This is a genomic window from Streptomyces yaizuensis (assembly GCF_034961445.1).
Classification (GTDB): Bacteria; Actinomycetota; Actinomycetes; order Streptomycetales; family Streptomycetaceae; genus Streptomyces; species Streptomyces yaizuensis.
Map to the genome: position 1 here is coordinate 316,189 of NZ_BSBI01000002.1, position 20,062 is coordinate 336,250.

Consider the following 20,062-nt stretch of genomic DNA (forward strand, 5'->3'; position numbering starts at 1 on the left):
CCCGATGACCCGTACGGGTACGCCGGTCCCGGCGGGAAGGGGCCGTGATCACCCGTCACCGGGTGGGGGCCCGGGGCCCAGGGGCCGGACCCGGGGGCCGGTGGCGGTGGCGGGCCGATCACGAGCGTCGGGCGGTCGGAGCGGGACCGGGGCGACAACTCCTGTCCGCAGGCGCCGCAGTAGCGGTCCTGCTGCTCCAGCGGCTCCCTGCAAGCGGGGCACATCGGGCCGGCGCCGGGCCGGTGCATCTGCGGCGACATCAATCACACCCACGTCCGGGGGCGGTAGCGGTTGGCGCGCTCCACCAGGTCGATCCGCTCCTCGCCCCGCTGGGCGAGCCGGGCGAGTGCCCGGAAGGAGCGTTCCAGTCCGAAGCGCAGGCCGCGTTCGTCCAGTGCGCTGCCGAGCAGGACGGCGGGCGCGGCGGGGGCGCCGCCGGGCCCCGACGCGCTCGACGGGTCCGGTACGGACGGCTTGGCTCCGGGACTACCGGAGAGTACCCAGTCCAGCGCCGTACCCAGTACCTCCGTCGTCAGCCGCTCGCGCCGGACCGGGTCGAGACCGAGCGCGTCGAGCGCCGTCACCTGGTCCGCCGCCGCCGTCAGTTCGGCGGTCAGCGGTTCACCGGCGGCACGCCGCCGCAGCCGGGCGCGGACGGCCGCGACCCGGGCGGCGGTGTAGTGGATCGAGACCTCCGGCACCGACTCCAGGGTGCGCACCGCGCCCTCCCGGTCGCCGGTCGCCAGCCGCACCCGGGCCAGCCCGAACGCGGCCCCCACATGGCCCGGGTCGGTCGTCCACACCAGGCCGTAGTACTCGGCCGCCTGGTCCGGCCGGCCCAGGGCCTCCGCGCACACCCCGAGCGCCAGCTTCGGCGCGGGCTCGCCGGGGAAGGCGTCGTACACCGCGTCGAACGCGTGCGCCGCCGTCTCGGGGTCACCGGTGAACAGGGCCGTCAACCCCCGGTACCAGACCGTCCGCCAGTCCTCGGCCCCGCCGCCACCCGTGCCCGCCGGGCGCTCTGGAGCCGCCGACTCCGCCAGGGCGGCCGCGGCCGCCACCGGATCGTCCGCCTCCAGCAGCGCCCGCACCTCCCGGAGCCGGGTCTCGGGGGACGGGACGGCCACCGAACGCAGGGCGGCGATCAGTTCGGCGGGGGAGGACGCCGGCAGCCCCGCCAGCAGACCCGCGTGGGGGTCGTCCGGCGCGACCCGGGGCACGGGCAGCGCCAGCGCCGCGGCCCGGGGATCCACCGGGGCGAGCAGCGGCGCGAGCACCGCGGCCGGCCCCGGGGCCCCGCCGGCCGGGGCGGCGGCGCGCGGCCCGGGAACGGGGGCCCGCCCGGCGGCCGGCGCGGCCCCGGCACGCTCCCGCCGGGACAGCGCCCGCGCGCCGAGCCGGGACACCTGGTCCTCCTGCCCCGCGAACAGCTCCGTGTCCGGGATCCGCACCTCAGGACCGAAGAGCGTCGACTGCGCCGGCCGGGGACGGCCCGTCTGGAGCGAGACCACCTCCCGCAGCACCCCGGTCAGCTGCTCCGCCATCTCCGCCGCCGAGGAGAACCGGCGGGCCGGATCCGGGTCCGTCGCCCGCACCAGCAGCCGGTAGAACGACTCGTACGTCCGGAACACGGCCACGTTCGCCGGGTCCGGCAGCGAGTCCGCGAACACCGTGGTGTAGCCCTGGAAGTCGAACGTCAGCACCGCCAGGGTGCGCGCCACCGTGTACAGGTCGGAGGCGACCGACGGGCCGGTCTCCGCGACCTCCGGGGCCTGGTACCCCACCGTGCCGTAGATCGCGGACTCGTGGTCGTCCATCCGCCGCACCGCGCCCAGGTCGATCAGCTTGAGCTGGTCGTGCTGCTGGATCGCGTTGTCCACCTTGAAGTCGCAGTACACCAGGGACCTGCTGTGCAGATGGCCGAGCGCCTCCAGCGCCTCGATGCCGTAGGCGCACGCCTGCTCCACCGGCAGCGGGTCGCGGCGGCCCGAGGCGTCCCTGCGGTCGTTCGCCAGCTCCTTGAGGGACTTGCCGCCCACGTACTCCATGACGATGTAGCCGTCGAGCGAACCCGTCCGCTGGTCGAGGTGCTCGACGAAGTTGTATATGCGGACGATGTTGGCGTGCTCGATCTCGGCGAGGAAGCGCCGCTCGGCGATCGCGGCCTCCATCGCGTCCTGGTCGCCGGTGTCCAGCAGGCCCTTGAGCACCACCCAGCGGTCCGAGACGGCGTGGTCCACCGCCAGATAGACCCAGCCGAGGCCGCCGTGGGCGAGACAGCCCGCCACCTCGTACTGCCCGTGGACGACGTCACCGGCCATCAGCTTGGGGACGAACGAGTACGGGTGCCCGCAGGAGGTGCAGAACCCCTCCGTGCGCCCCGGGTGGTCGCCACGCGCCCGCCCCACCGGGGCGCCGCAGTCGGAGCGGGAGCAGAACCGCTTCCGCTCGGGCACCTCCGGGCGGGCCATGACCGCCGCGCGCGGGTCGGGCCGGGGCACCTCGGGTACGGAGACCAGGCCGGCGCCCAGCCGGTGCCGCCCGGAACTGCCGGAGGCCGTGCCGGAGCTGCGGACCGACACCGACCTCCCGGACCGGCCCGAACGGCCGGAGGTGCCCACCGTGTCCGGGGAACGCGACCGACGCCCCGACGGCGGACGCGCGGGACGCGACGGCGGCCCGGAGACCGCCGTCGCGGGCCCGTCCGGCCCGTCCGACCCACCGGATCCCTCCGACGAGCCCGGACCACCCGCTCCCCCCGCCCCGCCGGGGCCGCCCGGCGACGACCCGGAGCCCCCCGCCCCGCCCGGCGACGACCCGGTGCCCCCCGCCGCGCCGGCGGACGGCTCCGGCCCGCCGCCCGCGACCACGGGCGCCAGCCCGCAGGTGTCGCAGTACAGCCCGCCGCCGCCCATGTCCTCGTACGAGCCCGTGCAGCCGGGCCGCTGACAGCTCTCGCCCCCGGTGGTCATCCCCCGGCACCCCCGTCCACGACGCCCGTCACCGGGCCGCCGCTCAGTACCTCCGCCACCGCCTCCTGGTAGCGCAGCACCGCCTGCCCGGCGGCCCGCAGATCGCACGGGGCACTCCACAGCATCCGGCGCGCCACGTCGTACCGCTCGATCAGCAGCGGATCCTCCGCGCACCCGTGCCGCGCCGCCTTCGCCTTGTACGCGTCGAGCCGGCCCCGCAGCTCCGCCCGGACCGCCAGCGGCGCCGTGACCGCCGTCAGCGACTCCCGCGCCCGCAGCAACTCGTCCTCCGCCTCCTGCTCCAGCGCCTCCAGGAGCGGCGAGAGCCGGTGCCACTGGGCACGCCTGCGGTAGTCCGCCGCCGCGCCCAGCCGCTCCTGGAGCGCCGTCGACGGGCCGCTGACGGCCGGCACCTCCGAGGCGGCGATCTTCGCCAGCACCTCGCCCCGGGCGGTCCGCGCCTCCGCCAGCGTGCGGTCGGCCCGGGAGAGGACATCGCGCAGCCGCAGCAGCCGCTGCTCCGCGTCCTGCCGGACCCCCAGCACCGCCTCGACCTCCCGGCGTATGTCGTCCAGGGCGCGCGCGGCACGGTCGTACCGCTGGGTGTCGGGACGGCCGCCACCGGGCGCCGAACTCCCCCGCGCGGGACGCCAGAACGCCAGCGGATCGGAGATCACCTGGGCCCGCAGCACCGTCAGCTCACCGGTGATGGACTCCAGCTCGTCACCGGCGGGGTGCTCACCGGGGCGCACCCCGGCGGCATGCGCGAGCGACCGGGTGCGCTGGAGCTCCGCCGCGAGCAGATCGATCCGCGCGGGCAGCGCCGACCAGACCGCGTCCGCCGTGACCACGACATCCAGCGAGGACGCGTACAGCTCGTTCATCCGGGCGACCAGCTCGGCGAGGGTGAACTCCTCGGTGAGCCGGGCCGGTCCGCCGCCGGCCCCCGCCGGGCCCACCGGCGCCGGGACGACGATGCTGCGCCCGCGCAGCCGCTCGGTCAGCTCCGCGAGATCCTCCCGGCCGGGCCAGCGGCGGCGGGCCCGCGCGTCCCGGACGTGCCCCAGCGCGGCGGTGTACGCGTCGAAGAGGTCCCACAGCCGGTTGATCGACGCCTCGGCGGTGCCCCACCGGTCGCCCGTGACCCCCGTCAGCTCGGCGCCCTCCAGGAGTCTGCGCCCCGCGTGGTCCTGGAGGGCGAGCAGCGAGGTCTCGATCGCCTCGTGCTCCGCGCCGAGGCGGGCCAGCGCGCGGTCCACCTCGTCCCGGTCCATCGCCGGCCCCGGGGCCCCGTCGCCGGGGCCGGGGGCCGCAGCCGCGACGCCCATCGATCACCTCTCCCGTTCGTGGTACTTGGGGGCGGGCGGCTCGGGCGTCCCCGGCAGATCCCCGGCCAGCCAGCGCCCGTACGCCTCGGTCCACCCGCCGCCGGAGCGGTACTCCTCCAGCACCCGGTTGACCCGGCGCACCAGATCGTCCTTGCCCAGCTTGGCGGCCACGCCGTAGTACTCGGTGGTGAACGGCTCGCCCTTCAGCTCGACCGCCGGGTCCTGCGCGGCCTGGCCCGCGGCGAGCGCGCTGTCGGTGACCACCGCGTCGGCCAGCCCCTCCTGGAGCCGCACCAGGCAGTCCAGCTGGTTGGGGACGGTGAGGACGTCCTCGTCGGCCGCGGTGTCGTCCCGCTCGTCCCGGAAGACGGCGCCGCGGGACTCCCGCTGGAGCGCCTCGTACGCCGTGGAACCCTCCGCCGTGCAGACCCGTCTGCCGCGCAGCGAGTCGTCGTACCCGGTGATGGGGGAGGACTTGGGGGCGAGGACCTGCTGCCCGGTGCGGAAGTACGCCGTGGAGAACGCCACCTGCTTGATCCGGTCGCAGTTGATCGTCATGGTGCGGACGACGAGGTCGACCCGCTCGTCGTCGAGCGCGGGTATGCGCTGATTGGTGGGGACGGCGCGGAAGATCACGGCGTCCTCGCTGCCCAGCAGGTCCTTGGCGATGGCGCGGGCGAGATCGATGTCGAAGCCCTTGAGATCGCCGGTCGCCGGGTCGCGATAGCCCCAGCGGTAGCTGTTCTGGTCGACGCCGACGATCAGCTTCCCCCGCTCCTTGATCGCCCGGACGGCGGGGCCCTCGGCGTCGTCGGGGCGGAGCGAACGCTCGGGCTCCGTGCATCCGTCCGCCGCGGCGAGCGTCACCGCCCGGCCCCGGGGCCCGGATCCCGCCGCGCCCGGATCCCCGCCCTGGGAGAGCGGCAGCAGCACCACGGCGGCGGCCAGCGCGCAGGCCGCCGCCACCCCGGCGAGCCCCACACCGCCCCAGCCGCGCGCGGCCGCCCACCGGGCCCGGCCGCCCGTACCCCGCGTCCTCTGTGCCCTCTGCGTTCTCTGCGCGTCCCGCACTGTCGACACCCGCGCGCCCCTTTCGCCCACGCGCACCGGTGCCGGCGCCGGGGTGTTCGTCTCCGGCTCCACGGGGGTCACCGGTACTCCGCCAGCCTGCGGTTGACCCCGAGGACGGCTCCGGCCGCGCCCAGCATCCCGAGCGCCAGGGCCCCGGCGGGCAGCAGGTCCAGACTGTCCCGCCCGGCGCGCGCGGCCCGGGTGAACTCCCGCTGCTCGTGGGCGATCGCCCGCTCCAGCGCCGCGTCGACCCCGTCGAAGGCGAGCCCGGTGGAGTCCGCCTCGCCGATGACCTTCCGCAGCGCCTTCTCGTACTGCCCGTCCCGGTCGGCCCGGATCGCCTCGGTGTGCCGGAGCTGCCAGGCGGCCATGCTCCGGGTGGCGTCCCGTACGGGGGAGCGCCCCGCGTCGTCCTCGGCGAGCCGCAGCGCCTCGGCCAGCCCGGTGTCCAGCCGGTCCATCCCGGTGGCGAACTCCGTCTCGTACTTGTCGTCCCCGTCGTCGGTGAGCACCGCTCCCCGGGCGACGAGGACGAGGTTCTCATTGGCGCGGGCCTGGAGCGAGTCTATGCGCGCCTCGCTGAGCACCCGCAGGGATCTCTGCCCCTCCTCCCGCGCCTCGTGCAGCTCGGAGCGGGCGACGGTGTGCGCGACGGTCAGCCAGAGCAGCGCGGCGGCGGTCGCCGCGGTCGCGGCGAGCAGACCGGGGTTGACCACCCGGTTGGTGCGGCGCAGCAGCCGCAGCTGGGACCAGCCGAGGGCCGCGAGGGCGGCCGCGCCCGCCGCGAGCGAGAGCGCGGGGCTGAAGCGGGCGTCCCGCTCGTCCGAGGCGAGCCGGGCGGTCTCCGCGTCGTACAGCCGCTGGGCCGCCGGCAGCAGCACCCTGGTCATCTGCTCGTTGGCGAAGCGCAGATACGCGCCGCCGAGCGGCAGGCCCTGGCGGTTGTAGGCGCGGGCGGTCTCGATCCGGCCCGTGTAGAGGGGGAGTTGCCCGTTCAGCGTGGCGATCTGACGGACGGAGGTGTCCGTGCCGGTGCCGTCCGTGTGGGTGGCGGCGGTCACCAGCAGCCGGGAGGCGCGCGCGATGTGCTCCTCGTACCGCGCGCGGACCTCGGGGGGCTCCTGGACGGCGCCCGCGAGGAAGGCGCTGGACGCGGCGGTGTCGGCGGCGGCCAGCGAGTGGTAGAGGGAGGCGGCGTCCGCGCTCAGCGGCTGGCTGCGGCTGACCACGTCGTCGGCGGCGGCCGCCCGGTCGGTGATCTCCAGCGCCGTCACCGCGCCGAAGGCGACCACCAGCGCGGCCAGGACGGCGCCGATGATCCGCAGCCGGCCCGGCTCCGTCATGGCGGCGGCGCGCAGCCGCTCCCGGGCCCCGGCGACGGCCCCGCGCGCGGGGTGCGCACGGCCCGGCGCCCCGCCGGACGGCGGCGAGGACCGCGAAGCCGATGGCGGGACGGACCGCGAAGCCGACGGCGGGACGGGCTGCGGAACGGGCGGCGGTACGGGGCCGGTGGCCCGCGCGAGGACCGCCTCCGACAGCGCCGCCGGATCGGGGCCCGGACCGGCGGCCGGACCGGGGCCCGGGGCGGCGGGCGGCCGGCCTCCCCGGGCCGGCTCGCGCGCGGACTGCCGGTGCGTGGCGGGCTCCCCCTGCTGTGGTGTCACCTGACCTCCCCCTCGGTCGCTGACGGCGGCCCGCTGCCCGGCGGGTCGGGGGAGGCCACCCAGGCCAGCAGTATGGCCAAGACGGCCGAGAATCACAGCCCGAATGCCGCGATCTTGAGTGGTGCGGCCCTCCACCACCCCGAGCGCCCCCGCCGTGATCTCCCCACTCTGAATACGCCGCAACCTCAAGATCGGTTCCCCTCCCGCCCGTCGGTGTGGACGCACCGGAAACGGACGCAGGGAGTCCAACCAGGATCAGAAGCCCCGCACCAGGAAGAACCGGGACGGGCGACAGCCGAAGAACGACGTACGGCGAAGAGCGGATGACCCGGCGGACGACAGAAAGGAGGGGCGGGGTGTCCCGGGTCCTTCCCCGGGCCACCCCGCCCCCACCACGTTCCGCCGCCGCTACCCGTAGTGCGCCCGCAGCCGCTCCCGGGCCGCCGCGTCCGCACCCGTGTGGTCGAAGCCCAGCAGCGCCGCCCCCAGCACCGGCGGCGCGGTCACCACCCGGATGTCCGCCTTCGGCGCCTTCGCCGCCAGCAGCGCGGCGATCTCCTCGTCCAGCTCCGGATGCCGGGCCGCCAGCACACTGCCGCCCAACAGCACCGGAACCTTCTCGTCCAGCAGTTCGAGGCGGCCCAGGGCGACCGTGGCCATCGCCACGACCTCCCGCGCGAGGCGCCGGACCAGATAACGGGCCACCGGATCCCCCGCCGCGCTCACCGCGAACAGCACCGGCGTCGCCTCGTGCGTCCGGCCGGCCGGTATGTGCCCCCGGTGCAGCGCCTCGATCAGCGCCGGCATCGAGTCCACCCCGTAGTGCTCCGGCAGCGCGCGCGCCAGCTCGGTGGGCTCGCCCCGGCCGTCGTCGGCCCGCGCCGCGTACCACAGGGCCTCCTCGGCCATCCCCATGCCGCCGCCCCAGTCGCCGGAGATCTTCCCGACCGCCGGGAACCGGGCCGTCCGCCCGTCCGGCAGCAGACCGGCGCAGTTGATGCCAGCGCCGCACACCACCGCCACCCCCCGGGGCTCGTCCAGACCGGCCCGCAGCAGCGCGAACGTGTCGTTGCGGACCGTGACCGTCCGCCCCCAGCCCCGGGCGCTCAGGGCGACCCTCAGCTCCTCCTCCTCCACCGGCAGATCGGCGTTGGCCAGACAGGCCGAAACATGCTCGACCGCGTCGGTGGCGGCACCGCGCTCCCGGGCCTCGGACAGCGCCCGCTCCACGGTCCCGGCGAGCAGGTCGACGGCCGCCTCTATACCCACCTTCGGCGGCTGGAACCCATGATGTCCCCGCGCCGACGCGAGCACCGAACCGTCGGGGCCGACCACGGCCACGTCGGTCTTGCTGTTGCCCGCGTCGACGGCGAGGACGGAAGCGGTCAGGCCCACGCGAGGTGCTCCCGGTTGTGCGCGACGAGCTGCTCCGTCAGGGTCTCGGCGTACTCGTACTGCCCGATCAGCGGGTGCGCCAGCAGGGCCGTGAGGACCCGGTCGCGCCCGCCGAGCAGCGCCGCGTCCAGCGCCAGGTGCTCGTACGCGGTGACGTTCGCGATCAGACCCGCGTACAGCGGATCCACCGGCCGGACGGGCAGCGGCGCCGCGCCCGACGTGCCCACCGCGGCCTGCACCTCGATGACGGCGTCGTCCGGCAGGAACGGCAGCGTCCCGCCGTTGCGGGTGTTGACCACCTGGTACGGGCTGCCACCGCCGCCCAGCAGCGCGGCGGCGAGGTCCACCGCCGCCTCCGAGTAGAACGCCCCGCCCCGCTTGGCCAGCAGCTCCGGCTTGGTGTCCAGCGCCGGATCCCCGTACATCGTGAGCAGTTCCTTCTCCATCGCGGCGACCTCGGCCGCGCGGGAGGGCTTGGTGCGCAGCTCCCGGACCACCTCGTCGTGCGCGTAGAAGTACCGCAGATAGTACGAGGGGACCACGCCGAGCCGGTCCAGCAGCGGGCGCGGCAGACTGAGGTCGGCGGCGATGGAGTCGCCGTGCTCGGCGAGCAGCCCGGGCAGCCGGTCGGCGCCGTCGGGGCCGCCGATCCGCACCCCGGTCTCCCAGGTCAGGTGGTTCAGCCCGACATGGTCGAGGTGGACCTCGGAGGGGGCGACATCCAGCAGCCGGGCGAACTTCCGCTGGAAGCCGATGGCGACGTTGCACAGACCCACGGCCTTGTGGCCGGCCTGGAGCAGCGCGCGGGTCACGATCCCCACCGGGTTGGTGAAGTCGATGATCCAGGCGTCCGGGTTGGCCCGGCGCACCCGTTCCGCGATGTCCAGGACGACGGGTACGGTCCGCAGCGCCTTGGCGAGGCCGCCCGCGCCGGTGGTCTCCTGGCCGACGCAGCCGCACTCCAGCGGCCAGGTCTCGTCCTGGAGCCGGGCGGCCTGCCCGCCGACGCGCAGTTGCAGCAGGACCGCGTCGGCGTCGGCGACACCCCGGTCCACGTCGGTGGTGGTGGTGATGGTGCCGCTGTGGCCCTGCTTGGCGAAGATCCGCCGGGCCAGCCCGCCGACCAGCTCCAGCCGGTCGGCGGCCGGGTCGACGAGGACCAGCTCGCTGATGGGGAGCGTGTCCCGCAATCGGGCGAAACCGTCGATCAACTCGGGGGTATAGGTGGATCCGCCACCCACGACTGCGAGCTTCATTTCTTTTCCTTTAGCCCTTCACTCCGGTCAGTGTGACGCCCTCGACGAACGCCTTTTGGGCGAAGAAGAAGACGAGGATCACGGGGGCCATGACCATGACGGTCGCGGCCATCGTCAGATTCCAGTCGGTGTGGTGCGCGCCCTTGAACGACTCCAGCCCATAACTCAGCGTCCACGCCGCCGGGTTCTCGGAGGTGTAGATCTGCGGGCCGAAGTAGTCGTTCCAGGCGTAGAAGAACTGGAAGAGCGCCACCGCGGCGATACCCGGTTTCGCCATCGGGAGAACCACCTTCAGCAGGGTGCGCACCTCGCCGCAGCCGTCCACCCGGGCCGAGTCGATGTACTCGTTGGGGATGGTGAGCAGGAACTGCCGCAGCAGGAAGATGGCGAAGGCGTCGCCGAAGGCCATGGGGATGATGAGCGGCCAGAGCGTGCCGGTGAGGTCGAGCTGCTTCGCCCAGAACAGATACATCGGAATGATGATCACCTGGGGTGGCAGCATCATCATCGAGATGACCAGCATCAGCGCCAGCCGCTGGCCCCGGAAGCGGAACTTGGCGAGCGCGTACGCCACCGGAATGGAGGAGACGACGGTCAGAACGGTGCCGAGTCCCGCGTAGATCAGGGTGTTCCGCCACCAGGTGAGGAAGCCCGGGGTGTCGAGCACCTTGGTGTAGTTGCTCCACTCCCACGTGGTGGGGATGAGATCGCGGGTGAGCGTCTGCTGATTGCTCATCAACGACGTCAGGACGACGAAGACGAACGGCAGGACGAAGAAGAGCGCGGCGGCGACGCCGAGCGAATGGACGGCTATCCAGTGCAGCAGCGCCTTGCGGCGGGCGGTACGGGCCGCCGGGGTGGCCGGCGGGCCGCTCTGGTCCTTGCGGTCCTTGCGGCCCCTGCGTGCGGGCTTTCGATCGATTACCTGGGCCATGTCGTCAGTCCCCTATCCGGATGAGGCCGCCGCGCCGGCGCATCAGCAGGGTGGTGAAGAGCATGGCGAGCGCGAAGAGGACCAGGGCGACGACCGCCGCGGCCCCGTAGTCGAACCGCTGGAAACCGGCGTTGAAAATGACCTGCGGCAGGGTCAGGGTGGATTTCTCGGGATATCCGGGTTCGAAGATCTGGCCGCTGCCGCCCATGTTCCCGGACGCGACCTTCGCCGCGACCAGGGGCTGGGTGTAGTACTGCATGGTGGCGATGACGCCGGTCACCACGGCGAACAGCACGATGGGCGAGATGTTCGGCAGGGTGACGAAGCGGAACTGCTGCCAGGCGGAGGCGCCGTCCAGCTGGGCCGCCTCGTACTGCTCCTTCGGCACGTCGAGCAGGGCCGCCATGAAGATGACCATCAGATCGCCCACGCCCCAGATCGCGAGCAGGGTGAGCGCCGGCTTGGACCAGTTGGGGTCGGTGAACCAGCTCGGGGGCGAGAGCCCGACGGACTCCAGCATCGTGTTGACGGGGCCCGTGCCCGGGTTGAGCAGGAAGACGAAGGAGAGCGTCGCGGCCACCGGCGGGGCGAGATAGGGCAGGTAGAACAGGGTCCGGAAGACCCCGGTGCCCGTCTTGAGCTTGGTGATCAGCAGGCCCACGCCGAGCCCGAAGGCCACCCGGCAGGTCACCATCACCAGGACCAGCCAGAGGGTGTTCCCCAGGGCGGGCCAGAACATGGGGTAGTCGTTGAAGACGTACGTCCAGTTGTCCAGCCCATTGAAGGTCGGGGGCCGGAAACCGTCGTACCGCATGAAGGAGAAATAGACCGTGGATATCAGCGGATAGGCGAAGAAGACGCTGAAGCCGATGAGCCAGGGCGAGAGGAAGGCCAGGGTCCGAAGCGCCGACCGGCGGCGCTTCGAACGCAGGGTGTGAGTCGTCATCGCGGCCGGTTCGTCACTTCAGCTTGGCGATGTCGGTGTCGATCTGCTGGGCCGCCTTCTCCAGGCCCGCTTGCAGATCCTTCAGCTTGCCCGTCTCGTAGCGGTGGCCGACCTCCTGGAGGGTGGTGTGGTAGGCGCCGCCGTCCACATTGGCCGGGCTGGTGTTCGACTTCGGGTGCTGCGCGATGTCGATGAAGGTCTGGAACTCCGGGTCGTGCTTCAGATTCGGCGACTTCAGGGCCTCGATGGTGGAGGGCACATTGCGGATGCCGTTGGAGAAGGCCACCACCGCCTCGGTGTCCGTGGTCATGTACTTCACCAGCTCCCAGGCGGCGTTCTGCTTCTTGCTGGTGGAGGCGATGCCGATGATGGTGCCGGAGAGATAGCCCTTGCCGTAGTCGGCGATCTGGTCGTCCGGCACGGGCAGCGGGGCGGTCCCGATCTCGAACGGGACCTTCGCGTCCTTGGCCATGCCCAGGCGCCATTCGCCGTCCAGCTGCATGGCGACCTGGCCGGTGTGGAAGGGGTGCTTCGCGCCCCACTCGTCACCGAAGGTGTTGCGGTACTTCTTCAGCTTCTCGTGTCCGCCGAGGGAATCGACCAGCTTCTTCTGATAAGTCATCATCCGGTTGAACGCCGGGTCCTTCGCGATGTTGGACTTGCCCTCGGCGTCGAAGTAGGTCGGCGACCACTGCGGGACGTAGTGCGAGATGGTCGTCTCGTAGCCGTGGTAATTGGGCATGAAGCCCAGCTGCTCAAAGCTGTCGCCCTTGGTCTTCGTCAGCTTCTTGGCGATCTGCTCGAACTCGGTCCACGTCTTCGGCGGGGCCTTGATGCCCGCCTTCTCGTACGCGTCCTTGTTGTAGTAGAGGCCGTAGGCGTCGCTCAGCAGCGGCAGCGAGCACTGATTGCCCTCGAACTGGGTGTAGTCGAGCAGCGGCTTGTGGAACACCTTCGCCGGGTCGACGTTCGACTTCTCCAGGAACGGGTTGAGATCGACGAAGGCGCGCGTGGCGCAGAACTTGCCGACGTTGGTGGTGGAGAAGGAGGAGACCACGTCCGGGGCCTTGGAACCGCCCGCGCGCAGGGCCTGGTTGACCTTGTCGTCGGTCATATTGCCGACGATCTTGACCTTGATGTTGGTGTGCGCGGCCTCGAAGCGCCGGATGTTCTCCTCGATGGCCTTGACCTCGCTGGGCGCCGACCAGCCGTGCCAGAAGGTGATGGTGGCCTTGGCCTTGGGGTCGTCCTGCGCCGTCTCCTCGTTCGACCCGGTGCAGGCCGAGGCGAGGAGGGAAACGGCGGCGGTGGCGGCGAGCGCCGCTGCGGTTTTCCTGGTGCGTATGGACATGGCGGTGTCTCCCTGTGGCGATGGGCTGCTGAGGGGCGGGGATGTGCCTGTCGTGCTCTCGGATGACCTGTCGGATGACGTGGATGCGCTGTACGGGAGGGAGCGGAGTCAGGGACGGGGACGAGGGCGGGGCGGTGTCGGGGGACGGGGGTGCGGGCGTGGTGCGGGTCGCTGGGCGTGGGTCGCGGGGCGGAGGGACGGGCGGGCGGTCACCCGGGGTCGCGGGGCACCGAGGTGTCGAAGACCTCGTCCCGGGTGGTGGCCAGGGCGCTCTCCAGCGCGCCCCGCAGCACCGGATGCTCGCGCACGGAGCCGATGACCAGCCGGGGCCGGGGCGCGGCCAGCTCGGCCAGCTCCGCCCGCACCCGGCCGAGCAGCGGCTCGCCCCCGGCGGCGATGGCCTCCCCGGAGAGGACCACCAGCTCCGGGTCGAGGACCGCCACGAGGGAGGCGAGACCGGTGGCCAGGCCGGTGGCGTACTCGTCCAGGAACTGCCGGTTCGGGCCGGAGTCGGCGGCGGCGGCGTCGGCGACCAGGGCGGCCGCGACCTTCGCGTAGTGGCCCTGGTCGACGCCCGCCACCCCCAGTTCGCGGGCGAGCCGGGGCAGCACCTGGGCACCGGCCAGCTCCTGGAAGCCGCCACTGTTGGCCTTGATCACCCCCCGGACCAGCGGGGTGCCGGGCACCGGCAGGAAACCGACCTCGCCGGCGCCGCCGGTGGAGCCCCGGTGCAGCCGCCCGCCGATGACGAGGGCGGCGCCGAGACCCTCCTCGTTCCACAGCAGGACGAAGTTCCCGTGACCGCGCGCCACCCCGAGCCGCTGCTCGGCGACGGCGACCAGATTGACGTCGTTCTCGTACTCCACCGGCATCGGCAGCGCGGCGGCCAGTTCGTCCAGCAGCGCGGGGGAGTGCCAGCCGGGCAGATGGGAGGCGTACCGCAGCCGGCCCGTCGACGGGTCGAAGGCACCCGGGGTGCCGATCACCAGCCGGCGCACATCGGCACTGGTGATCCCGGCGGCCCGGGCCGCCCCGTCCAGGGCCTCGCCGACCCGGCCGACGGCGCTCTCGGCCCGCCGCCCCGGGGTCGGCAGCTCGAACTCCCCGACGGTCCGCCCGGTGAGGTCGGCGACGGCGGCCCGGATCCGCAGCGGGGTGACATCCATCCCGGCGGCGAACGCGGCCCGCGCGTTCACCTCGTACAACTGCGCGTTGGGCCCCGGCCGCCCCTCCGTGGTGCCGGTCGCGACGACCAGACCGGCGGATTCGAGGCGGGCGAGCAGCTGGGAGGCGGTCGGCTTGGAGAGACCGGTGAGCGTGCCGATCGTCGTACGGGAGAGCGGCCCGTGCGCGAGCAGCAGATCGAGCGCGGCCCGGTCGTTCATGGCGCGGAGGACCCGAGGTGTACCCGGGGTCGTTCCCGGGGAGGGATTGCTTCCGGCCATGGGTGACGCACCTGCCTCTCTCGGCTCCACCGGGTCGCCGTGTGTGCCCGGGGCCGGGCGCCGGGCGACTGTTAGGAAAGTTTCCTAACCTGGAGAGGAAAGTAGTCGTATGCCCCCTTGGCGTCAATGGTCCATGCCAGCGGAGTGCGGACCGGATGCCGACGGGCCCGAATCGGCCGGGTGGGACTGCCCGTGCGGCGACTCGGAATGCCCGTCCTGTGGGATCCTGAGCACCCGGGGCCGGACCCGTGAGCGCAGGAGGAGGCGACCGTGACCGTCACCGTGAACGCCGGTCGGTCGCGGATGTCGCCCGAGGAGTTCGAGGCCGCCGCCCGGGTGCTGACCCGCGAGGGCGAAGGTGTCCGCCCGGAGTTCATCCACGGCTTGATGGGGATCAAGCCGGTGCCCGACGGTGACCACGGGCGCATCGTCCAGTGGCTCACCAGGGTCTGTCTGCGGTACCGCCCGGAGCTGTGGCTGTCGACGGGACAGGGGCTCCTGGTCGAGGCCCACCGCACGGGGCGCGCGCGTCCGGACGGCACGCTCGCGGGGGCCGAGGCGTTCGCCGGAGCCGGGGAGTGGGCCGATCCCGCCCCCGTACTCATGGTGCTGGAGATCACCTCGTACGAGACAGGCACGGACACCGGCACCGGCACCGGCACCGACACCGACACCGACCGGCGTGATCGGGTGGAGAAGCCCCGTGCCTACGCCGAGACCGACATCCCCGTCCACCTCCTGATCGACCGCGACAGCCGCGAGGTCACGGTGCACAGCAGCCCGGACGGGGTCCGGTACCGGAGTGTGCTCACGGTGCCCTTCGGCAAGGAGGTCACCCTGCCCGACCCCGTCGGCATCACCCTGGACACCGAACCCCTCAAGAGCTGGGTGCGCTGACCCCTGCCGGCTCCCGGCCGCTACTTCGTCAGGCTCGGGCCCTGCGGTATCGGGGCCGTCGCCAGGGACTGCGGGGACGTGGGGCTCGCCAGGGCCGACGGGGGTGCCACCGACGCCGACGGGTCGGTGGCCGGGGTGTCGTCGGCGGGCAGCGGGAGGCCGCCGACGATGCGGATGCCCGCCGCGTCGAAGGCCCGCTTGATCCGCCAGCGCAGCTCGCGCTCGACCGGGAGCGCCTTGCCCGGCATCGTCTTCGCCGCGACCCGGACCGTCATCGAGTCCAGCAGCACCTCGGTCAGGCCCAGCGTCTCCACCGGACCCCACAGCTGCTCGTTCCACGGCTCCGCCTTGGCCAGGTCCTTCGCGACCTCGTTGATCACCGCGCTCACCCGGTCCAGGTCCTCCGACGGGCGGACCGTCACATCGACCGTGGCGGTCGCCCAGCCCTGGCTGAGGTTGCCGATCCGCTTGATCTCGCCGTTGCGGACGTACCAGATCTCGCCGTCGTCGCCGCGCAGCTTGGTGACCCGCAGGCCCACCTCGATGACCTCGCCGGAGGCGACACCCGCGTCGACGGAGTCCCCGACGCCGTACTGGTCCTCCAGGATCATGAAGACGCCGGAGAGGAAGTCCGTCACCAGGTTCCGGGCGCCGAAACCGATGGCGACACCCGCGACACCCGCCGACGCCAGCAGCGGGGCGAGATCGATCTCGAACGCGCCCAGGATCATCAGCCCGGCGGTGCCGAGGATCAGGAAGGACGCCACCGACCGCAGGACGGAGCCGATCGCCTCCGAGCGCTGCCGCCGCCGCTCGGCGTTGACGAGCAGACCGCCCAGGGCGGTGCCCTCCACGGCCTGGGCGGAGCGGTTCATCCGCGCGATCAGCTTGGTCAGCGCCCGGCGCACCAGCATCCGCAGCACCAGCGCGACCACCAGGATCAGCGCGATCCGCAGTCCGGTGTTGAGCCAGGTGGACCAGTTCTGCTCCACCCACCCGGCGGCGTCGGTGGCCTGCTTCGCGGCGTCGTCGAAGGAGACGACACCGGGCGCGGGGGCGGTCGGGTCCTCGCCCGCCAGGAGCAGGGTGAACGGCGCGGACAGGGGGGCTTGGGTCACGGGGGATGACCTCCAGGCATTGCTTACGGCTGACCAACCACACTAACGGGGGTCCCCGATGTCCTGTTCGAGGGAGAGACGAGTCTCACCCGGGGATGAATCGGGGAGGCCGGTCGTTGTGCCGGATACCGCCTGATCGTGTGGTGGAAAACACTCCGGGACCGTTACGGCCACGTGGTGGCGCTCGGACCTGGCCTGAGGAGAGACTGAGTACAGATCGTCCCGGCGCGAGCCACGCGCCGCCGGCGTACAAGGAGGCATCCGCCGTGCCGCACGTCCTGGTTCTCAACGCGTCGTACGAGCCCCTCGGCGTCGTACCGCTCCGCCGCGCGCTCGTCCTCGTCCTGGAGAACAAGGCTCTCTGCCTGGAGGAGTCCGGCGCCTTTCTGCACAGTGCGACCCGGGTGGTCGCCGCCCCCAGCGTCGTCCGCCTGAAGAGGTTCGTCCGGGTCCCCTACCGGGGGCCCGTTCCGCTGACCCGCAAGGCCCTCTTCGCCCGCGACGGCGGGCGCTGTATGTACTGCGGGGGCGTCGCGACCAGCGTCGACCACGTCATTCCGCGCAGCCGGGGCGGCCAGCACGTCTGGGACAACGTGGTGGCGGCCTGCCGCCACTGCAACCACCTCAAGGCCGACCGGCATCTGCGGGAGCTGGGCTGGCGGCTGCGGCACCAGCCCGCGCCGCCGAGCGGGCTCGCCTGGCGGATCATCGGCACCGGGCACCGGGACCCGCGCTGGCTGCCGTATCTGCAACCGTACGGCGCGGACGACGCGCTGGCCCGGATCGACGGCATTTCGGCCTAGGTCCGGCCTCTTTTTCTTTCCGGGCCGGGGCAGCGATGGGAACGAAACCCCGATCGACCGCGTACGCCTCGACCGACCACAGCGAGTAGCCGTACCGTGTCGCCCGCTCGTCCCCCTGGATCCGGATGAACCGCACGTCCCGGCCGTCCATCCGGACCGACTCGCGGCCGCCCCGTTTGTCCGGCACGGAGAGTGTCAACGGCCCCTTGGCGATCGCTTGGGGATGTGTTCGAGGCAAACGCCGTACAGGGGGCGAAATGTGACGCGGAACACGTGGACCGGGCGGGTGGGCCTGCGGTGACGTCCCCGGGGTAGACGCGGACCGACCCCTTACCGTCAGTCTCGTCCTCAGGGAGTGTCCACGATGGCCGCGTCCGCACCGCGTTCCGTACCGCAGCCCGCCGCAACGACCCCGCGTTCCGCCGTGGCGCGCTCCGCACCGCGCCCCGGGCCCCGGCCCGCGCCGGTGTCCGGTCACCGGGCCGCGCCGCCGACACGCCCCGGACCGCCGCCGTGCCCCCTCGTCCCCGCGCCCCGGCAGCCCGCCACCACCCCGCTGACCTCCGAACCGCCGCTCTGGGCCGAGCCGATGACCAGCGAACCCCCGCTCGTCGGCCTCGCCCCGCTGACCTGTGAGCCCCCGCTCGTCCGCGACGCCCGACCCCCGGGGAGCCCCTGACCCCCCGGGCACCCCCGGGACTCGTCGACGGCGACCGGGAGCCCCGTTCACCAGCACGCCTCCGCCGCCCGGGAGGCCGAAGGGACCCGCATGGACCTGGCCAGGCTCGCCGCCCTGCACCGCGTCGCCACCTCCACCACCGTCGACGGGGAGACCGTCCCCGTCCCCGAGGCCACCCTCGTCGCCGTCCTCGGCGCCCTCGGTGTCGACGCCACCGGCCCCGACGCGATCCGGCGCTCCCTCGAAGCGGCCGAGTCCGCCGCCGCGCACCTGCTGCCGCCCGTCGTCGTCCGCTGGCTCGGCGACCCCGACCCGCCCCCGCTGGCCGGACTCCCCGACGGCACGGCCCTGCGGATCCTCCTGGAGGACGGCGGCGAGTGCGCCGACTGGCGCGCGGCGCCGCCCGGGATCCACGCGCTGGAGGCGCAGGCACCCGACGGCCGCGCCGTACGGAGCCGGCTCGTCGTCGCCCCCGACCGCGCGCCCCGGCCCGCCGGCCGCTCCCACGGCTTCCTCGTCCAGCTCTACTCCCTGCTCTCCGAACGCTCCTGGGGCATGGGAGACCTCGGCGACCTCGCCGAGCTGGCCGCCTGGGCGGGGCGGGCCACCGGCGCCGGATTCCTCCAGATCAACCCGGTGCACGCGGCCGTGCCCGCCGCCCCCGGCTCGATCACCGACCCCTCCCCCTACCGGCCCTCCTCCCGGCGCTTCCCCGACCCCGTCCACCTGCGGATCGAGGCCGTACCGGAGTACGCGCACCTCGACCCCGACGACCGCGCCCGCGCCGACCTGCTGCGCGAGCGGGCCGCCGCGCTGCGCACGGCCGTCCTGGACAAGGGCGAACCCGTCGACCGGGACGCCGTCTGGGCGCTCAAGCGCGAGGCGCTGGAACTCCTGCGCCGGGTCCCCCTCGGCCCCGGCCGCCGCGCCGACTACTGCGACTACCTCGCCCGCCGGGGCCGCGCGCTGGAGGACCACGCCACCTGGTGCGCGCTGGCCGAGGTCCACGGCCCGCACTGGCGCCGCTGGCCCGCCGAACTGCGGGACCCGCGCTCGCCCGCCGTCGCCCGTGCCCGCAGTGCCCTGATGGACCGCGTCGACTTCCACACCCGGGCCGCCTGGCTCACCGAGGGCCAGCTCACCGCAGCCGCCCACGCCGCCGGCGACGCCGGGATGGCCCTCGGCATCGTCCACGACCTCGCCGTCGGCGTGCACCCCGACGGCGCCGACACCTGGGCGGAGGGCGACCTGCACGCCCACGGCATGTCCATCGGCGCCCCGCCCGACGCCTTCAGCCCCCTCGGCCAGGACTGGGGACTGCCGCCGTGGCGCCCGGACGTCCTCGCCGCCCGGGGGTACGCCCCCTTCCGGGAGCTGCTGCGACACCTGTTCGCGGCAGCGGGAGCCGTACGCATCGACCACGTCATGGGCCTGTTCCGGCTCTGGTGGGTGCCCGAGGGCCGGCCGCCCACCGAGGGGACCTATGTCCGCTACGACGCCGATGCGCTGCTCGCCGTCCTCGTCCTGGAGGCCCACCGCACCCGTACCGTCGTCGTCGGCGAGGACCTCGGCACCGTCGAGCCGGAGGTGCGCGCCACCCTGGAGCGGCGCGGCGTCCTCGGCACCTCCGTCCTCTGGTTCGAACGGGACTGGGCGGACGGCGGCGGACCGCTGCCCCCCGGGGCCTGGCGCGAGGGGTGTCTCGCGACCGCCGCCACCCACGATCTGCCACCGACGGCCGCCCGGCTCGGCGGCGACCACGTGGAGCTGCGCGACCGCCTCGGACTGCTCGCCCGGCCGGTGCGCGACGAGCGGCTGCGGGAGGGCGCGGAGCTGCGGGAGTGGCTGCGGCTGCTCACCGGCCTGGGGCTGCTGGCGGAGGGCGCGGGGGAGGAGGAGCAGGTCAGGGCCGTCCACCGGTTTCTGCTGCGGACCCCGGCGCTGCTGGTGGGGGTCTGGCTGCCGGACGCGGTGGGGGACCGCCGCCCGCAGAACCTCCCCGGCACCTGGGACCGCTACCCCAACTGGCGGCTGCCGATCGCGGACGCCGACGGGCGGCCCCTCGGTCTGGAGGAGCTGACCGCCTCGCCCCGGCTGCACGCGCTCACGGCGGTCCTCAACGGCGGGGACGACGGCTGAACCGGCCGCGCCCGTCCCCTCGGAGGCTTCGGAGGGCACCCCCGTACGGCACCCCGGGCGAGCG

At 73.6% G+C, this 20,062-nt stretch carries 15 protein-coding genes and 1 pseudogene; 4 read left to right on the top strand and 12 right to left on the bottom strand.

From position 1 onward, the window contains the following. Positions 1–263: 263 nt before the first annotated feature. The 10 genes from SYYSPA8_RS05235 to SYYSPA8_RS05280 all read right to left on the bottom strand — a co-directional run bounded on the left by SYYSPA8_RS05235 (position 264) and on the right by SYYSPA8_RS05280 (position 14,362). A complete protein-coding gene (locus tag SYYSPA8_RS05235) occupies positions 264–2,972 on the bottom strand; it encodes a serine/threonine-protein kinase (protein ID WP_323445758.1) in 2,709 nt (902 codons plus the stop codon). Further along, positions 2,969–4,300: a hypothetical protein gene (locus SYYSPA8_RS05240; RefSeq protein ID WP_323445759.1), complete on the bottom strand. Its 1,332-nt coding sequence runs from the start codon at positions 4,298–4,300 to the stop codon at positions 2,969–2,971. Before SYYSPA8_RS05240 ends, SYYSPA8_RS05235 begins: the two co-directional genes overlap by 4 nt. Before the next feature lie 3 nt (positions 4,301–4,303). Beyond that, positions 4,304–5,380: a glutamate ABC transporter substrate-binding protein gene (locus tag SYYSPA8_RS05245; protein ID WP_407705902.1), complete on the bottom strand. Its 1,077-nt coding sequence runs from the start codon at positions 5,378–5,380 to the stop codon at positions 4,304–4,306. 68 nt (positions 5,381–5,448) lie between these two features. Next, positions 5,449–6,714 (bottom strand): hypothetical protein, encoded by a 1,266-nt coding sequence (locus SYYSPA8_RS05250; protein WP_323446311.1) that lies wholly within the window; start codon positions 6,712–6,714, stop codon positions 5,449–5,451. 729 nt (positions 6,715–7,443) lie between these two features. Beyond that, complete coding sequence (locus SYYSPA8_RS05255) at positions 7,444–8,430, bottom strand: N-acetylglucosamine kinase (protein WP_323445760.1); 987 nt, start codon at positions 8,428–8,430, stop codon at positions 7,444–7,446. After that, complete coding sequence (locus tag SYYSPA8_RS05260) at positions 8,421–9,686, bottom strand: 6-phospho-beta-glucosidase (protein WP_323445761.1); 1,266 nt, start codon at positions 9,684–9,686, stop codon at positions 8,421–8,423. The genes SYYSPA8_RS05255 and SYYSPA8_RS05260 overlap by 10 nt, the downstream gene beginning before the upstream one ends. A gap of 10 nt (positions 9,687–9,696) precedes the next feature. Continuing rightward, the gene (locus SYYSPA8_RS05265; protein WP_323445762.1) at positions 9,697–10,620 is read right to left on the bottom strand and encodes a carbohydrate ABC transporter permease; all 924 of its coding nucleotides are present in this window, start codon (positions 10,618–10,620) and stop codon (positions 9,697–9,699) included. Positions 10,621–10,624: 4 nt separating this feature from the next. Continuing rightward, a complete protein-coding gene (locus SYYSPA8_RS05270) occupies positions 10,625–11,566 on the bottom strand; it encodes a carbohydrate ABC transporter permease (protein WP_323445763.1) in 942 nt (313 codons plus the stop codon). A 13-nt stretch (positions 11,567–11,579) separates the two neighbouring features. Further along, positions 11,580–12,917 (bottom strand): ABC transporter substrate-binding protein, encoded by a 1,338-nt coding sequence (locus SYYSPA8_RS05275; RefSeq protein WP_323445764.1) that lies wholly within the window; start codon positions 12,915–12,917, stop codon positions 11,580–11,582. 209 nt (positions 12,918–13,126) lie between these two features. Further along, a complete protein-coding gene (locus tag SYYSPA8_RS05280) occupies positions 13,127–14,362 on the bottom strand; it encodes an ROK family transcriptional regulator (RefSeq protein ID WP_323445765.1) in 1,236 nt (411 codons plus the stop codon). A gap of 303 nt (positions 14,363–14,665) precedes the next feature. On the opposite strand from SYYSPA8_RS05280, the gene SYYSPA8_RS05285 reads away from it, so the two are divergent. Beyond that, the gene (locus tag SYYSPA8_RS05285) at positions 14,666–15,259 is read left to right on the top strand and encodes a Uma2 family endonuclease (RefSeq protein WP_323446312.1); all 594 of its coding nucleotides are present in this window, start codon (positions 14,666–14,668) and stop codon (positions 15,257–15,259) included. Between the two features lie 20 nt (positions 15,260–15,279). Here the strand turns inward: SYYSPA8_RS05285 and SYYSPA8_RS05290 are convergent, their stop codons facing one another. Continuing rightward, positions 15,280–16,377 (bottom strand): mechanosensitive ion channel family protein, encoded by a 1,098-nt coding sequence (locus SYYSPA8_RS05290; protein WP_407705903.1) that lies wholly within the window; start codon positions 16,375–16,377, stop codon positions 15,280–15,282. 266 nt (positions 16,378–16,643) lie between these two features. On the opposite strand from SYYSPA8_RS05290, the gene SYYSPA8_RS05295 reads away from it, so the two are divergent. Then, positions 16,644–17,180: an HNH endonuclease gene (locus SYYSPA8_RS05295; protein WP_323445766.1), complete on the top strand. Its 537-nt coding sequence runs from the start codon at positions 16,644–16,646 to the stop codon at positions 17,178–17,180. Here SYYSPA8_RS05295 and SYYSPA8_RS38310 read toward each other — a convergent pair. Then, positions 17,083–17,370: pseudogene (locus SYYSPA8_RS38310) on the bottom strand (hypothetical protein); the annotation flags it as partial. The gene SYYSPA8_RS05295 and the pseudogene SYYSPA8_RS38310 sit on opposite strands and share 98 nt — an antisense overlap. A gap of 174 nt (positions 17,371–17,544) precedes the next feature. Between SYYSPA8_RS38310 and SYYSPA8_RS05300 the strand changes: the two are divergent. Both SYYSPA8_RS05300 and malQ read left to right on the top strand, forming a co-directional pair. Continuing rightward, the gene (locus SYYSPA8_RS05300) at positions 17,545–17,859 is read left to right on the top strand and encodes a hypothetical protein (RefSeq protein WP_323445767.1); all 315 of its coding nucleotides are present in this window, start codon (positions 17,545–17,547) and stop codon (positions 17,857–17,859) included. Between the two features lie 90 nt (positions 17,860–17,949). After that, on the top strand, positions 17,950–19,998 hold the full coding sequence (malQ, locus tag SYYSPA8_RS05305) for a 4-alpha-glucanotransferase (RefSeq protein ID WP_323445768.1): 2,049 nt from the start codon (positions 17,950–17,952) through the stop codon (positions 19,996–19,998). Positions 19,999–20,062: the final 64 nt, after the last annotated feature.

Excerpts from the sequence above, each read along its gene's own strand:
- malQ (WP_323445768.1), top strand. The coding sequence starts at position 17,950 with ATGGACCTGGCCAGGCTCGCCGCCCTGCACCGCGTCGCCACCTCCACC.
- SYYSPA8_RS05285 (WP_323446312.1), top strand. The coding sequence starts at position 14,666 with ATGTCGCCCGAGGAGTTCGAGGCCGCCGCCCGGGTGCTGACCCGCGAG.
- SYYSPA8_RS05300 (WP_323445767.1), top strand. The coding sequence starts at position 17,545 with ATGGCCGCGTCCGCACCGCGTTCCGTACCGCAGCCCGCCGCAACGACC.
- SYYSPA8_RS05265 (WP_323445762.1), bottom strand. The coding sequence starts at position 10,620 with ATGGCCCAGGTAATCGATCGAAAGCCCGCACGCAGGGGCCGCAAGGAC.
- SYYSPA8_RS05240 (WP_323445759.1), bottom strand. The coding sequence starts at position 4,300 with ATGGGCGTCGCGGCTGCGGCCCCCGGCCCCGGCGACGGGGCCCCGGGG.
- SYYSPA8_RS05270 (WP_323445763.1), bottom strand. The coding sequence starts at position 11,566 with ATGACGACTCACACCCTGCGTTCGAAGCGCCGCCGGTCGGCGCTTCGG.
- SYYSPA8_RS05260 (WP_323445761.1), bottom strand. The coding sequence starts at position 9,686 with ATGAAGCTCGCAGTCGTGGGTGGCGGATCCACCTATACCCCCGAGTTG.
- SYYSPA8_RS05250 (WP_323446311.1), bottom strand. The coding sequence starts at position 6,714 with ATGACGGAGCCGGGCCGGCTGCGGATCATCGGCGCCGTCCTGGCCGCG.
- SYYSPA8_RS05280 (WP_323445765.1), bottom strand. The coding sequence starts at position 14,362 with ATGGCCGGAAGCAATCCCTCCCCGGGAACGACCCCGGGTACACCTCGG.
- SYYSPA8_RS05275 (WP_323445764.1), bottom strand. The coding sequence starts at position 12,917 with ATGTCCATACGCACCAGGAAAACCGCAGCGGCGCTCGCCGCCACCGCC.
- SYYSPA8_RS05235 (WP_323445758.1), bottom strand. The coding sequence starts at position 2,972 with ATGACCACCGGGGGCGAGAGCTGTCAGCGGCCCGGCTGCACGGGCTCG.